We start from the raw sequence: 12,366 nt of genomic DNA, 5'->3' as shown, positions 1-12,366 counted from the left end.
ATCGTTCACGGTCGCAATCAGCCATGCAAGAATTTCTCCTGCTCGATCTCCCGGCGGGCACAATCCTGGTCCTCGTCGTCGTCGCCTTCGTCGCCGGCTGCGCGCGCGGCTTCTCGGGTTTCGGCGGTGCCCTGATCTTCGTGCCGGTGGCAAGCTCGCTGGTCGGTGCGAAGCTCGCCGTGCCGTTGCTGCTGATTGTCGACCTCGTGCTGACCCCGGGCCTCATCCCCAATGCCTGGCGCAACGCCGACCGCGCCAATGTCGGCGTCATGGCGCTCGGGGCGGCGGTTGGCGTGCCCACCGGCACCTACCTGCTCACCCAGCTCGACGGCGTGGTGATCCGCTGGGCCATCGTCGCCATCGTGGTTGCGCTGCTCGCGCTGCTGATGTCGGGATGGCGCTACCACGGCCGTCCCCACGCCACCATGACTGCCGCCGTCGGCATGACCTCGGGGCTGTTTTCCGGTGCGGCACAGGTCGGCGGGCCGCCGGTCGTTGCATACTGGCTCGGCGGCGCCTTCCTGCCGCAGACGGTGCGTGCCAACATCGTGCTCTATTTCGCGATTTCGAGCGTGCTGTCGATCGTGAGTTATCTTATCGCCGGGCTCCTGACCCTGGAGACGGTGGGGCTGTCGCTGACGATCGGGCCGACTTTCGCGCTGGGACTGTATATCGGCTCGCGCCTGTTCAGCCGCGCCAATGAGGCCACGTTCCGCCGCATCTGCTACGGGCTGATCGCGACGGCTGCGATCGTCGGCCTGCCCGCCCTGGATGGCGTGTTGAGATGATTGCAGCTGGCACCGCTTTCAAATAGAATTCACGTATCGGGGGCATGGTGGACTCCCCGTGAGGCCAGGTGGCCCAAGTTCCGCCTTCGCCCATTTGTGCGGAGGAATTGCCATGCCCAGAATGATCTCATCGCAAGAATTGATCCGCCTCGTCGGCACTGACCGGTGCCCGACGGTCGTCGACGTGCGCAGGGAGACGGTCTTTGCTGCTGCTCCGACACGGATCGCCGGCGCGCTATGGCGCGACCACATGAGGGTCGACGACTGGCTGCCGCAACTGCCTGCAGGGCGCCGGATCGCCGTCTATTGCGCGCACGGCCATAATGTCAGCGAGATAGCGCTCGCCAAGCTGCTGGCCGCCAGCGCTGACGCATCGATGCTTGAAGGCGGAATGGATGCCTGGCTGGCTGCCGGTGGTTCTGTCGTGGCACGCGAGGCGCCTGGTCTGGAGCCGGGGCTGCCGCGACCAAGCGAATGGGTGACGCGCGCGCGCCCCAAGATCGACCGCATCGCCTGTCCCTGGCTGATCCGGCGCTTCATCGATCCGCTGGCGGTTTTCCATTTCGTCTCGGCCGAATGGGTCAAGGACGTCGCCGACGAAACGGGTGCGATCCCCTATGACATCAAGGACGTGCACTATTCGCATCGCGGCGACGAGTGCACCTTCGATACCCTGATCTCGGAGTTCGGCCTGACCGATCCCGCACTTCTGCACCTCGCCCGCATCGTGCGCGGCGCCGACACGGCCCGGCTTGATCTCGAGCCGCAGGCGGCGGGCCTGCTTGCGATATCGCTCGGCCTGTCGGCACTCGAAGAGGACGATCTCGCCCAGCTTGAGAAGGGCATGGCGATTTACGATGCGCTCTATGGCTGGTGCCGCTATGCAACTGGTGAAACCCACAACTGGCCGGCAAAGGCGATCTGACATGGACACGACGCCTTTCCGGGCCGCGCCTCCTTCATTCGGCGAGGCGACGCGGACCTTCGCCAGGATCGGCCTGTTGTCCTTCGGCGGGCCGGCCGGCCAGATCGCGCTGATGCACAAGATCCTCGTCGACGAGAAGCGCTGGCTCGACGAGCCGCGCTTCCTGCATGCGCTCAACTACTGCATGCTCTTGCCCGGGCCCGAGGCGATGCAGCTTGTGACCTATGCCGGCTGGCTCATGCACGGCGTCAAAGGCGGGCTGGTGGCCGGGCTGCTGTTCGTGTTGCCGGGGGCGCTGGTCATCACCGCACTGTCGGCGATCTACCTCACGGTCGGCCATGTCACGCTGGTGCAAGGGCTGCTGTTCGGGCTCAAGGCGGCCGTGCTTGCCGTCGTGCTCGAAGCGCTGATCAAGGTGTCGAAGCGGGCGCTGAAGAACGGCAGCATGGTCATCCTAGCCATCGCAGCATTCGTTGCCATTGCCTTCCTCAAGCTGCCGTTCCCGCTGATCGTGCTTGCTGCGGCCGCGATAGGGACACTGCTGCATCTGACGGGCTTTGCCGGCAATGCCGGCGCCAAGGCCGCCGACGAGGATGACGTCGCCTATGCCATGCCCGAATGGACGAAGCCGAGTGCGCGGCGCTTCATCACCACGTTGTCGATATGGCTCGCCATCTGGTTCGTGCCGCTGGTCCTGATGTGGCAACTTCTCGGACACGGCCACGTCTTCACCGCCGAAGCGACGTTCTTTTCCAAGATGGCGGCGGTGACCTTCGGCGGCGCCTATGCGGTGCTGGCCTATGTCGCCCAGCAGGCTGTCGAGGTGCATGGCTGGCTCAAGCCGGACGAGATGCTGACCGGCCTCGGCCTCGCCGAAACGACGCCGGGGCCGCTGATCCTGGTGCTGGTCTTCGTCGGGTTTCTCGGCGGGGCGCGATTGTCCAGCCTCGCCCCGCTGGCCGGCGGCATCGCGGGTGCAGCGGTGACGCTGTGGTTCACCTTCGTGCCCTGCTTCCTGTGGATCTTCGTCGGTGCGCCCTATGTCGAAACGGTGCGCAACGTGCGCTGGCTGGCCAGCGCGCTATCCGCAGTAACCGCTGCCGTCGTCGGCATCATCGCCAACCTTGCGGTGTGGTTCGCGCTTCACGTGCTGTTCGGCAATGTCGGGGAGACGGTGGTTGGGCCATTCTCGCTGCCGGTGCTGGATTTCGGCAGTTTCGACTGGCTTGCTGCGGTCATCGCCATCGTTGCGGGCGTGGCGCTGATCCGCTTCCACGCCAACATGATCGCCGTGCTGGCCGTCTCGGCGCTTGCCGGCATGGCCTGGCAGCTAACCTGAAGTAGCGCCTGTGTACGAAAAAGCCCCGCCACGGATTGCCGGGCGGGGCTTTGAAATGGTTTTGCTCGGGGCAGAAGGCTCAGTCGAACAGGCTGGATACCGATTCTTCGGTTGCCGTGCGCGAGATCGCTTCGCCGATCAGATCGCCGATCGAGACGACGCGAATGTTGTGGGCGTCCATCACCGACTGGGTCGGCTGGATCGAGTCGGTGATGACCAGTTCCTGCAGCTGCGAGCCGGCGATGCGGGCAGCAGCACCGCCTGAAAGCACGCCGTGGGTGATGTAGGCGGTAACGCTGGTTGCGCCCTTGGCCAGCAGCGCATCGGCTGCGTTGCACAGCGTGCCACCGGAATCGACGATGTCGTCGATGAGCAGGCAGTCCTTGCCATGGACTTCGCCGATGACGTTCATCACTTCGGATTCACCGGGGCGCTCGCGGCGCTTGTCGACGATGGCGAGCTGGGCGTCGATGCGCTTGGCCAGCGCACGGGCACGGACCACGCCGCCGACGTCGGGCGAGACCACCATGACGTTGCCAAGCTGCTTGTACTTGGCCTTGACGTCGCGGGCCATGACCGGAACCGAGAACAGGTTGTCGGTCGGGATGTCGAAGAAGCCCTGGATCTGGCCGGCATGCAGGTCGAGCGTCAGCACGCGGTTGGCACCGGCGCGGGCGATCATGTTGGCGACCAGCTTCGCCGAGATAGGCGTGCGGCCCGAAGCACGGCGATCCTGCCGGGCATAGCCGAAATAGGGGATGACCGCCGTGATGCGCCGTGCCGACGAGCGCATGAAGGCGTCGATCATGATGAGCAGTTCCATCAGGTGATCGTTGGTCGGAAACGAGGTCGACTGGAGGATGAAGACATCCTCGCCGCGCACGTTCTCTTGAATCTCGACAAAGATCTCCTGGTCGGCGAAGCGCCTGACGCTGGCCTTGCCCAGGGGAATGTTGAGATAGCGAGCGACAGCTTCTGCTAGCACCCGGTTGGAATTGCCCGCGAAGAGTTTCATACGCCGATCCTGGAAGTGAATATGAGCGGGCTTTTAGCGGCCTTGAGCCGTATTGCAAGCGGACTCGCCGTTGAATCCCAAAAAAGCGACATCTTGGAACGGAATGTCGCGGCTCAGCCCGGTTTTGCCGCCAGCCAGTCGGTGAGCTGGTCGATGGTGCTGTCGGCTATCGACTGCATGGTTGCGGGCGCCACGACCGGCCAGCCGTCGCCGCTGCCGATGGAAGGCGCAGTCTGCTGGCCGTTGATGCGGTGGAGCCGGGTGCCTGCCGGGTCGTAGACGTCCCAGACATAGACGACAGTCGTATCCTTACCTTCGGTCATGGCGGAGAAATAGCCGCGCATGATGATGCCGGGCGGCGTGGTGTCGGTGCTGCCGGCCAGCGTGATGCCGCGTTCACGGGCGCGGATGCCGAGCCGCTGGGTGAGCGGGGTTGCCGCCTCGACCGGGGTGCCGACAATGGGGGCGAACTGGACGCGCGTCTTTGCTACGATTGCGGCAGCCTGGGGCGACAGTGGCGCAGGCGCTGTGGCAGCGGGGGCGATTGTCGGCGCGCCGACGTCCGTGCCTTCCGCATTGGCCAGCGCGTTCGACTGGTCCGTCGGGGCGATGGCCGAGGGCTCGAGCACGTCCTTGGAGCTGTTGCAGGCCGAAAGTGCGACGAGCGCGGCCAAGCTTGCCGCGGCCACAAACCAACGTTTCATCTGCCTGTACTCCATGGCAAACGCCCCCCAGCGCCCATCGCAGTCACCGCACGATCAAGTCGAGATCATGGCGGGAAAGTGGCTTGGGCAAAGAATCGGTGGTCAAGTAGGTGCGTCCCAGGGTCATCGCGGTTTCGGTTTCCGAATCCATGATGATCATGTGGGCGAACAAGGTCATGTTGGGCGCGATCGGCTCGGGATTGCCCTGGTAGAACATCGGCATGTCCATCCAGGATGGGGTGAATCGCGCGCCGACCGAATAGCCGCAGGCGTTGAGCCGGTGCTTGGTCAGGCCATGCGCCTCCAGTGTGCGGGCATGGGCGTCGAAGACGTCGCCGAACGTGTTGCCCGGCGTCATCGCCTTTTCGACTGCAAGCAATGCGTCGAGGGAGGCGTCGTAGAGCTCCTGGTGCCGCTTGGAGACCTTGCCGGTCAGTGCGGTCCGCATCATCGGCGCATGATAATGGTTGAAGACGCCGGCCCATTCGAGCGTCAACTGGTCGTTCTTGTTGAGCTTGCGGCGTCCGGACTTGTAGCGGCAGAGCAGGGCATCGGCACCGGAGCCGATGATGAATTCGTTGGCCGGGTAGTCGCCGCCGCCGGAAAAGATCGCACTCTGCATGGCGGCCAGGATCTTGGCCTCGTCGCCGCCTTGCTTGATCAGCGGCAGCGCCGCGTCGAGCGCGTCGTCGCCGAGGCTGGCGGCCTTTTCGGCCTTTTCGATCTCGGCCGGGCTCTTGAACAGGCGCAGCCGGCCGACAAGGCCCGACGCATCGACGATCTGGCCGAAGGTCTGGAGCTGCTCGTCGAGGCGGCGGCCGTTGAAGGCGGTAAGGCCATGCGTGTCGTATTCGACCCCGACGCGCATGCCGAGCAGGCCGAGATCGTTGAGCAGGTTGCGCAGGTCTAGGGTCGGGTTGGCGTTGTCGCGGTCGGTCCACAGGACGATATTTTCGATGATCGAGGTGTGGCGGGCCTGGCGCAGGTCGGCCGAACGCGTCAGCAGCGTCATCGAACCGTCGGCCTTGACGATGAGCGACTGGAAGAAGCAGAAGCCGAAGGTGTCGTAGCCGGTCAGCCAGTACATGCTCTCCTGTGCGAACAGCAGCACCGCATCGAGCTTCTTTTCGGCCATCTCGATCATCAGCCGGTCGCGCCGGGCGTCGAATTCGGTTCGTTCGAAATGCAGCGCCATGCCGTCAGTCCTCCAGTGCAATTGCCGAAATCTGCCGCCCGTAATCAGCTTCCTTGCGATGCGTGGTGCGCCGATAGGAATAGAAGAGGTCTTCTTCCGCATAGGTGCAGCGGTTCAGCGCCTCGGCCGTCACGCCCGCGCGCCGCAGCCTGTCGACGGTGTAGAGGTTGAGGTCGAACGTCGAGTGGCCGGGGTTTTCGGACGGCGCGAAATAGCGCGCATTGTCGCCGTCTGCCTCGGTGAAGCGGGCGACGAACTCCGGGCCAACCTCGTAGTTGGCAGCACTGATCGACGGGCCGAGCACGGCCAGGATGCGCTCGCGCCTGGCACCGAGGCCAACCATTGCGGTGACGGTGTTTTCGAGCACGCCTGACAAGGCGCCCTTCCAGCCGGCATGGGCAGCGCCGATGACGCGCGCCTCAGGATCGGTGAACAGTACCGGTCCGCAATCTGCCGACGAGGCGCCAAGGGCGATGCCGGGCCGGTCGGTGACGATTGCGTCCGCCTTGGGCCTGTCGCCGGAAAACGGGCCGGTGGCGACGATCACATCGGGCGAATGGACCTGGTAAAGGCTGAGCAGATGGTCTGCCGCAACGCCCATCCAGCTGGCGACGCGGCGGCGATTCTCGGCCACGCGGACCTGGTCGTCGTCCGATCCGACACCGATGTTGAGGCCCTGGTAGATGCCTTCGGATACCCCGCCGATGCGGGTGAAATAACCGTGGCGGATGCCTTTGGCCTCCGCGCTGGCGAGCAAGTTGGACCGGATCGGGTCCGGTTTCGAGTCGTTCAGCATTGCCGCCTTGTCATCCCCGCATGCGATTTCGTCAAGGCCGGGCGCGGCGTCGCCGTTCCGCCTTGCTGTTGCGAGCGCGGACAGTGGGGCAGCGGCAAGCGTGCTGTCAACTGACGGCGGGGAAGGGAAGTTTTGTGCCAGCGGAAGCAATCGCGAGCACCTTGAACAGTGTGCCCATGGCATCGGGTCCGGCGAGGCGCTCGACTTCGCCGCCGATCTTTTCGCGCGTCGCCGCGTCCGCCGAAGCGCCGAGCCTGCCGGCGCGCTCGATCAGTCCAAGCGCTAGCAGGAACTCACCCTGCGCCGCCATATGCGCGTCGAGACCGTGCAGGCGGGCGGCAGTGGCAAGAGCGGCGAAATCGACATGCGAGGTCAGGTCCGCTTCGCCGGGATGGGCGAGCACGTCGTCATACTTGTGCTTGCGCAGGGCCTGCAGCGTGTCGCCGATGCCCGGCTCGATGTGGCCGTAGTCGAAGAACAGGCCGGCACCGCCCGAGGCTTCGATGCGCTCGGCCATTGCTTCCATGGTGGCGGTCCTTGCCGGGGCAAACTCGAAGATCGCGCCTTCGGGAGCCGTCGCGGCCTCGGCCGGCAGCAAGGTCGCCGCGATGGTCGCCGGACCGGCAACGAAGGCCAGTTCGCCGTCCTCGCCGATGCCGACGGCGCGCTCGTGCCAGGCGGCGCCGATCTTGACGAACTGGCGCGTCGGGATGGCGTCGAACAGCTCGTTGCCTACGATGAACAAAGGAGCCTGGGGCAGGGTGGCGACGCTTTCGTGCCAAGCGATGTTCGTGCCGCTGGCGGCCAGCGTCTGCTTCTGGACTTTACGCAGCCGCGGGCTTGTCTCGATCATGGCGACATCGGCGGCGAAGGCCGGGTCGAGCTTCTGCAGCACCCGCAGCATGTCCTTCATCAGCGTGCCGCGACCGGGGCCGATCTCGGCGAGCAGCGCACCTCGTGGGCTGCCGGCGGCCTGCCAGGCCGCGTAGAGCCAGACGGCGACGAGTTCGCCGAACATCTGGCTGATCTCTGGCGCGGTGGTGAAGTCACCGACCGCGCCGAAGGGTTCACGCGTGGTGTAGTAGCCGTCCGCGGGATCGAACAGGCACAGCGCCATGTAGTCGGCGATACCAATCGGCCCCGATGCGGCGATCAGGTTTGAAATGCGCTTCTTGAGCGCGGTCATGCCGGCTTTGCGGCTTGGGTCACCTGTTTGGCCGACAGCATCGCCCATACCCCGATCAGCACCATCGGCACCGACAGCACCATGCCCATGGTCAGCCAGCCGCCAAGGAGATAGCCGATCTGCTGGTCGGGTTCGCGGAAGAACTCGACGATGATGCGCGACAGGCCGTAACCGCAGACGAAGGCGCCGGCGACGAAGCGCGGCGTCTTGAGCTTCAGCCCGGAGTGGGTAAGGAAGCGCAGCACGAGGAACAGCACCAGGCCTTCGAGCAGGGCTTCGTAGATCTGGCTCGGATGGCGCAGGAACGGTCCCCCGGTGGGAAACTCGACCGCCCAGGGCACGTCTGTGACCCGCCCCCACAGCTCGGAATTGATGAAGTTGGCGACACGAACGAGCCCCAGGCCGACCGGCACGCCGGCGGCAACCACGTCGATCAGCGACCAGACAAGGATGCCGTGCTTGCGGGCGAACAGGAACATGGCGATCGTCACGCCGAGCAGGCCGCCATGGAACGACATGCCGCCTTGCCAGACGGCGAGTATGTCGAGCGGATTGGAGATGTAGCGGGCGAGGTCGTAAAACAGGATGTAGCCGATGCGGCCGCCAAGCACGACGCCGGCCGCAGCCCAGACCAGGAAGTCGTCGAGGGCTTCTGGCTTCATCGGCAGGATGCCGTTCGGCCACAGGCGGGAGTTGGTCACAAGCCGCTTGCCATACCACCAGGCAAACAGGATGCCGACGACATAACCCAGCCCATACCAGTGGATGGCGAGCGGCCCGATCTGGACGATGACCGGATCGATGTTCGGAAAGGACAGGGCTGCCAGAGGCAGGGCAAGATATTCAGTCAATTCTATCTCCGGTCGAAGCGGTGGCGCGGACCATGCGGCAGCGCTTTGGCAGGGTCAAGGCAAGGGGCAGCCGCTCACCGAGATGTCATTCGTCTGCGGCAAACAGGCGTTCGTAGTCCATCGCGCCGTGGAGGATACGCAGAACCTCGATCCGCTCATCCTGCACACGGTAGAAGATCAGGTAGTTGCCATGGACGCGGCGCCGAATGTCGCTGCCAGAAAGCCTTCTAGCGACTGCATAGCCGAATGGCAGTTCGGCAAGTCCAACGCAGCTTTCGCGCAGTTCCAGAACAAAGCTCAGCGCTCTGGATGGATTGTCTTGTGCGATGTGATCGACAATGGCTTCGAGGTCGGTTTCGGCTGCGTGCGCGAAAACGACCTGCATGATACCATCAGCCTTGGGCGCGGAGCTTGGATTTAAGGCGAGCGAATACGTCTTCGGCGGGCACCAGACGGCCAGCGTCGGCGTCGCTGAGCCCCTGGGCCAGCGCTGCATCCAGTGCGGCAAGGCGCTTTTCGCGTTCTTCAACGAGGCGGATCCCTTCGCGCAGGACCTCGCTCTTGGAGTTGTAGCGCCCGGTACTGACGAGTTGGTTCACGACCTCTTCGAGGTGTGCACCGAGATCGGCACTGATGGCCATGGCGATGCTCCTGAATTCAGCGTCTTCAATCTAATAATAGTTATTGGTTGCTGCAAGCCCGGAATGCGGCGCGATGGCGCAAACAGAGCGGCAAGGGCTTCACGCCCTTGCATTCGGGCCTTTGCCCTACTACGTCGAATGGACAACGCGAGGGTTTGCCATGACGACCGGACCGAACCGCATCCTGGATGAGTTTGCCAAGCTGATGACCGATGCCGCGGGTGCCGCGCAGGGCGTCAAGCGCGAGGTCGAGACCGCGTTCCGTTCGCAAGCCGAACGGGCGATGAATACGCTTGAGCTGGTGCAGCGCGAAGAGTTCGAAGCCGTCCGCGACATGGCGATCAAGGCGCGCGCCGAGAACAAGGCGATGACCGTCCGCATCGAGGCACTCGAGTCTAAGCTCGCAGCCCTTGGCGGCGAAGATGCCGGCAAGGCCTCACCGGCGGCGTCGCCGAAGCCTCGTACAAAGAAATAATTCGTTAACTTTTCCACAAAGCGCCATCCGAAAAAGTGCTTTGTCGTGAATCGCTTACCGGCGCTTGATGAATGTGCGCCGCAGCCAGTTTCCACACCCGAATGCGGCAGTGCGAAAAATTGGGCTGTTCACGCGACTCCTGATCAATACACTGAATTTGTTGCATGATTCTTAGCGGGGTCACGCACCGGATGGCGCGGTCCGGCTGGGGGGTATTGAGTCCGGCAGCGCTGGTCGTCCGAGTTCAAGAATAAGTTTGTTCGTCGTGTGTGCCCTTTGCGCGGAGCGCGATGGCGCTCCCGGAACGACAGGAAGCATTTATGGAACTTCTCGAACTCGAGTTCTCGCGCGAAATCCATCCGGTGGATGTTATCGAGCAGGTGGCTCACAACAACGACTGGTCATTCGAGCGTGCCGGCGACGACGAAATCTCGATTTCTGTCGTCGGCAACTGGACCGACTACCAGATTTCCTTCTCCTGGATGGAAGACTTCGAGGCCCTGCACTTGGCCTGCGCCTTCGACATCAAGGTGCCGGAAAGCCGTACGCTGGAAATCCTGCGGCTGCTGTCGCTGATCAACGAGCAGATGCTGTTCGGTCATTTCGACCTGTGGGAGCAGGAGGGCGCAATCATGTTCCGCCAGTCGCTGCTGCTCGCCGGCGGCGTCGAGCCGACCAGCCAGCAGGTCGAGGTGCTGCTGTCTTCGGCGCTCGAAGCCTGCGAATGCTACTTCCAGGCCTTCCAGTTCGTCGTCTGGTCGGGCACCTCGGCCAAGGACGCGCTGGCAAGCGTGCTGTTCGAGACGCACGGAAACGCCTGAGACTGCCGCATGAGTTCGCACAACGAGCGCAAGCCCGAAATCACCTTTGCCGACTTCGACAAAGTCGACATCCGCACCGGCACGATCGTCGAGGTCGAGCCGTTTCCCGAGGCGCGCAAACCGGCGTTCAAGCTGAAGATCGATTTCGGCGCCGGGATCGGCATCAAGAAATCCTCGGCGCAGATCACCAAATATTATGCGCCGGGGACGCTTGTGGGCCGGCAGGTGTTTGCCGTGGTCAATTTCCCGCCGCGCCAGATCGGGCCGTTCATGTCGGAAGTGCTGACCCTCGGCTTCCCGGATGCCGAAGGCGACGTCGTGCTCGGCGCCATCGAGCGCAAGGTTCCCGACGGCGGCCGCCTGTTTTAGTTCGACCTACGCCGCGTAAGCCGCCTTCACATTGTCCAGGAACATCTCGGCACAGGCCGTCCAGGTGTAGCGCATGGCGCGCTCGCGGGCCTCGGCGCGGTCGACCTTGAGCGCGGCGAGCGCGGCTTGCTGCAAGTCTTCCGAAACCACGCCGCCGACACCGTCGCCGACGATGTCGATCGGGCCCGTCACTGGATAGGCGGCAACGGGCGTGCCGCTGGCCAGCGCTTCGATGATGACGTTGCCGAAGGTGTCGGTGCGGCTCGGGAAGACGAAGACGTCGGCCGAGGCATAGATCTCGGCCAACTCGTCGCTCGGGCGCCGGCCGAGGAAATGCGCCTCGGGGTACCTTGCCTTCAGCCGTTCGATCTCGGGCCCGTCGCCGACCAGCACCTTGGAGCCGAGCAAGTCGAGGTCGAGGAAGGCGGGCAGGTTCTTTTCCACCGCGATGCGGCCGACGCAGAGGAAGATCGGCCGCGGCAGCTCGAGCTCGACCTTCTTGTCGGGGTGGAAGTGGTTGATGTCGACGCCGCGGGTCCACGGCCTGAGTTTCTCGAAACCGCGTGACGCGAGATCGTCGGCAAGCGACTTCGTCGCCACCATGCAGCCTTGGCCGGAATTGTGGAAGCTGCGCAGCAGCCCATAGGTCCAGCTTTCGGGCAGCGGCAGGCGGGCGCTGACATATTCGGGGAAGCGGGTGTGGTAGCTGGTGGTGAAGGGGCGACCGTTGGCCCGGCAATAGCGCCGCGCCATCATGCCGAGCGGCCCCTCGGTGACGATGTGGACATGATCGGGTCGGCGCTGTTCGATGATGCGCGCGATGTTGCCGGGCGTGGTCAGCGCGAGACGGATATCGGGATAGGTCGGCATCGGCAGCGTGCGGAAGAGGTTCGGGGTCAGGAAATCGGCTTCGGCACCGAAGTCGCCAAGTGTTTCGGCAAGCCGTTCGAGTGTGTGCACGACGCCGTTGATCTGCGGTTTCCAGGCGTCGGTGACCATCAGGATGCGCAAGAGATGTCTTCCCTGTTGCCCGTATCTCGATCAGCCAGGAATCGGCGAGCTTCCCGTTCGATGCGGCCGCCTTTGAGCAGATTGGCATGACACGCCGATGACGCCCCGTTCTTCTCGCAGTTGCGAAGACGAGGTTGCTTCTGCCCGAACAAGCATTTTCTTTGAGACGATTTTCCTGCCCACGCGCTCGGCGCGAAATCCGATCCTTTGTCGAAGTGGGGGCGTTTGCCGAGGATATGGCCAAGCTTCG

Annotated in this window: 15 protein-coding genes; 6 read left to right on the top strand and 9 right to left on the bottom strand. The window is 64.0% G+C overall.

The window, feature by feature from the left end:
- Positions 1-23 precede the first annotated feature (23 nt).
- The 3 genes from WHT83_RS21710 (at position 24) to chrA (ending at position 3,052) form a co-directional block, all read left to right on the top strand.
- The gene (locus WHT83_RS21710; protein ID WP_318763990.1) at positions 24-788 is read left to right on the top strand and encodes a sulfite exporter TauE/SafE family protein; all 765 of its coding nucleotides are present in this window, start codon (positions 24-26) and stop codon (positions 786-788) included.
- 121 nt (positions 789-909) lie between these two features.
- On the top strand, positions 910-1,713 hold the full coding sequence (locus tag WHT83_RS21705; protein WP_406874032.1) for a chromate resistance protein ChrB domain-containing protein: 804 nt from the start codon (positions 910-912) through the stop codon (positions 1,711-1,713).
- A gap of 1 nt (position 1,714) precedes the next feature.
- Positions 1,715-3,052: a chromate efflux transporter gene (gene chrA / locus WHT83_RS21700; RefSeq protein WP_406872363.1), complete on the top strand. Its 1,338-nt coding sequence runs from the start codon at positions 1,715-1,717 to the stop codon at positions 3,050-3,052.
- A gap of 79 nt (positions 3,053-3,131) precedes the next feature.
- Here the strand turns inward: chrA and WHT83_RS21695 are convergent, their stop codons facing one another.
- The 8 genes from WHT83_RS21695 to WHT83_RS21660 form a co-directional block, all read right to left on the bottom strand.
- Positions 3,132-4,067 (bottom strand): ribose-phosphate pyrophosphokinase, encoded by a 936-nt coding sequence (locus tag WHT83_RS21695; RefSeq protein WP_108607316.1) that lies wholly within the window; start codon positions 4,065-4,067, stop codon positions 3,132-3,134.
- Positions 4,068-4,180: 113 nt separating this feature from the next.
- Positions 4,181-4,771 carry a hypothetical protein gene (locus tag WHT83_RS21690; protein WP_318763993.1) on the bottom strand — a complete coding sequence of 197 codons (591 nt, stop codon included), beginning with the start codon at positions 4,769-4,771 and terminating at the stop codon, positions 4,181-4,183.
- Positions 4,772-4,814: 43 nt separating this feature from the next.
- Complete coding sequence (locus tag WHT83_RS21685; RefSeq protein ID WP_406872362.1) at positions 4,815-5,966, bottom strand: M24 family metallopeptidase; 1,152 nt, start codon at positions 5,964-5,966, stop codon at positions 4,815-4,817.
- A gap of 4 nt (positions 5,967-5,970) precedes the next feature.
- Entirely contained in the window at positions 5,971-6,762 is a 792-nt protein-coding gene (gene pgeF, locus WHT83_RS21680) for a peptidoglycan editing factor PgeF (RefSeq protein ID WP_406872361.1), read from the bottom strand.
- A 106-nt stretch (positions 6,763-6,868) separates the two neighbouring features.
- A complete protein-coding gene (locus WHT83_RS21675; protein ID WP_406872360.1) occupies positions 6,869-7,948 on the bottom strand; it encodes a class I SAM-dependent methyltransferase in 1,080 nt (359 codons plus the stop codon).
- Positions 7,945-8,799, bottom strand: a complete 855-nt coding sequence (lgt, locus tag WHT83_RS21670) for a prolipoprotein diacylglyceryl transferase (RefSeq protein WP_183259891.1) — start codon at positions 8,797-8,799, stop codon at positions 7,945-7,947. Before lgt ends, WHT83_RS21675 begins: the two co-directional genes overlap by 4 nt.
- Before the next feature lie 85 nt (positions 8,800-8,884).
- On the bottom strand, positions 8,885-9,184 hold the full coding sequence (locus WHT83_RS21665) for a type II toxin-antitoxin system RelE/ParE family toxin (protein ID WP_183259893.1): 300 nt from the start codon (positions 9,182-9,184) through the stop codon (positions 8,885-8,887).
- 7 nt (positions 9,185-9,191) lie between these two features.
- Positions 9,192-9,440 (bottom strand): type II toxin-antitoxin system ParD family antitoxin, encoded by a 249-nt coding sequence (locus tag WHT83_RS21660; RefSeq protein WP_183259895.1) that lies wholly within the window; start codon positions 9,438-9,440, stop codon positions 9,192-9,194.
- 160 nt (positions 9,441-9,600) lie between these two features.
- On the opposite strand from WHT83_RS21660, the gene WHT83_RS21655 reads away from it, so the two are divergent.
- The 3 genes from WHT83_RS21655 (at position 9,601) to WHT83_RS21645 (ending at position 11,105) form a co-directional block, all read left to right on the top strand.
- Positions 9,601-9,915 (top strand): accessory factor UbiK family protein, encoded by a 315-nt coding sequence (locus tag WHT83_RS21655; RefSeq protein WP_406872359.1) that lies wholly within the window; start codon positions 9,601-9,603, stop codon positions 9,913-9,915.
- A 320-nt stretch (positions 9,916-10,235) separates the two neighbouring features.
- Positions 10,236-10,736, top strand: coding sequence for a YbjN domain-containing protein (locus WHT83_RS21650; protein ID WP_055970456.1), 501 nt, complete (start codon positions 10,236-10,238; stop codon positions 10,734-10,736).
- Positions 10,737-10,745: 9 nt separating this feature from the next.
- On the top strand, positions 10,746-11,105 hold the full coding sequence (locus tag WHT83_RS21645) for a tRNA-binding protein (RefSeq protein WP_406872358.1): 360 nt from the start codon (positions 10,746-10,748) through the stop codon (positions 11,103-11,105).
- A gap of 6 nt (positions 11,106-11,111) precedes the next feature.
- On the opposite strand, the gene WHT83_RS21640 is transcribed toward WHT83_RS21645, so the two are convergent.
- The gene (locus WHT83_RS21640) at positions 11,112-12,116 is read right to left on the bottom strand and encodes a glycosyltransferase family 4 protein (protein ID WP_406872357.1); all 1,005 of its coding nucleotides are present in this window, start codon (positions 12,114-12,116) and stop codon (positions 11,112-11,114) included.
- Positions 12,117-12,366: the final 250 nt, after the last annotated feature.

It is taken from the genome of Aminobacter sp. P9b (assembly GCF_045345995.1).
GTDB lineage: Bacteria > Pseudomonadota > Alphaproteobacteria > Rhizobiales > Rhizobiaceae > Aminobacter > Aminobacter niigataensis.
This window is presented reverse-complemented; position numbering and strand designations above follow the sequence as displayed.

Excerpts from the sequence above, each read along its gene's own strand:
- chrA (WP_406872363.1), top strand. The coding sequence starts at position 1,715 with ATGGACACGACGCCTTTCCGGGCCGCGCCTCCTTCATTCGGCGAGGCG.
- WHT83_RS21685 (WP_406872362.1), bottom strand. The coding sequence starts at position 5,966 with ATGGCGCTGCATTTCGAACGAACCGAATTCGACGCCCGGCGCGACCGG.
- WHT83_RS21645 (WP_406872358.1), top strand. The coding sequence starts at position 10,746 with ATGAGTTCGCACAACGAGCGCAAGCCCGAAATCACCTTTGCCGACTTC.
- WHT83_RS21675 (WP_406872360.1), bottom strand. The coding sequence starts at position 7,948 with ATGACCGCGCTCAAGAAGCGCATTTCAAACCTGATCGCCGCATCGGGG.
- WHT83_RS21665 (WP_183259893.1), bottom strand. The coding sequence starts at position 9,184 with ATGCAGGTCGTTTTCGCGCACGCAGCCGAAACCGACCTCGAAGCCATT.
- WHT83_RS21660 (WP_183259895.1), bottom strand. The coding sequence starts at position 9,440 with ATGGCCATCAGTGCCGATCTCGGTGCACACCTCGAAGAGGTCGTGAAC.
- WHT83_RS21650 (WP_055970456.1), top strand. The coding sequence starts at position 10,236 with ATGGAACTTCTCGAACTCGAGTTCTCGCGCGAAATCCATCCGGTGGAT.
- WHT83_RS21710 (WP_318763990.1), top strand. The coding sequence starts at position 24 with ATGCAAGAATTTCTCCTGCTCGATCTCCCGGCGGGCACAATCCTGGTC.
- WHT83_RS21695 (WP_108607316.1), bottom strand. The coding sequence starts at position 4,067 with ATGAAACTCTTCGCGGGCAATTCCAACCGGGTGCTAGCAGAAGCTGTC.
- WHT83_RS21690 (WP_318763993.1), bottom strand. The coding sequence starts at position 4,771 with ATGAAACGTTGGTTTGTGGCCGCGGCAAGCTTGGCCGCGCTCGTCGCA.
- WHT83_RS21705 (WP_406874032.1), top strand. The coding sequence starts at position 910 with ATGATCTCATCGCAAGAATTGATCCGCCTCGTCGGCACTGACCGGTGC.
- WHT83_RS21655 (WP_406872359.1), top strand. The coding sequence starts at position 9,601 with ATGACGACCGGACCGAACCGCATCCTGGATGAGTTTGCCAAGCTGATG.
- pgeF (WP_406872361.1), bottom strand. The coding sequence starts at position 6,762 with ATGCTGAACGACTCGAAACCGGACCCGATCCGGTCCAACTTGCTCGCC.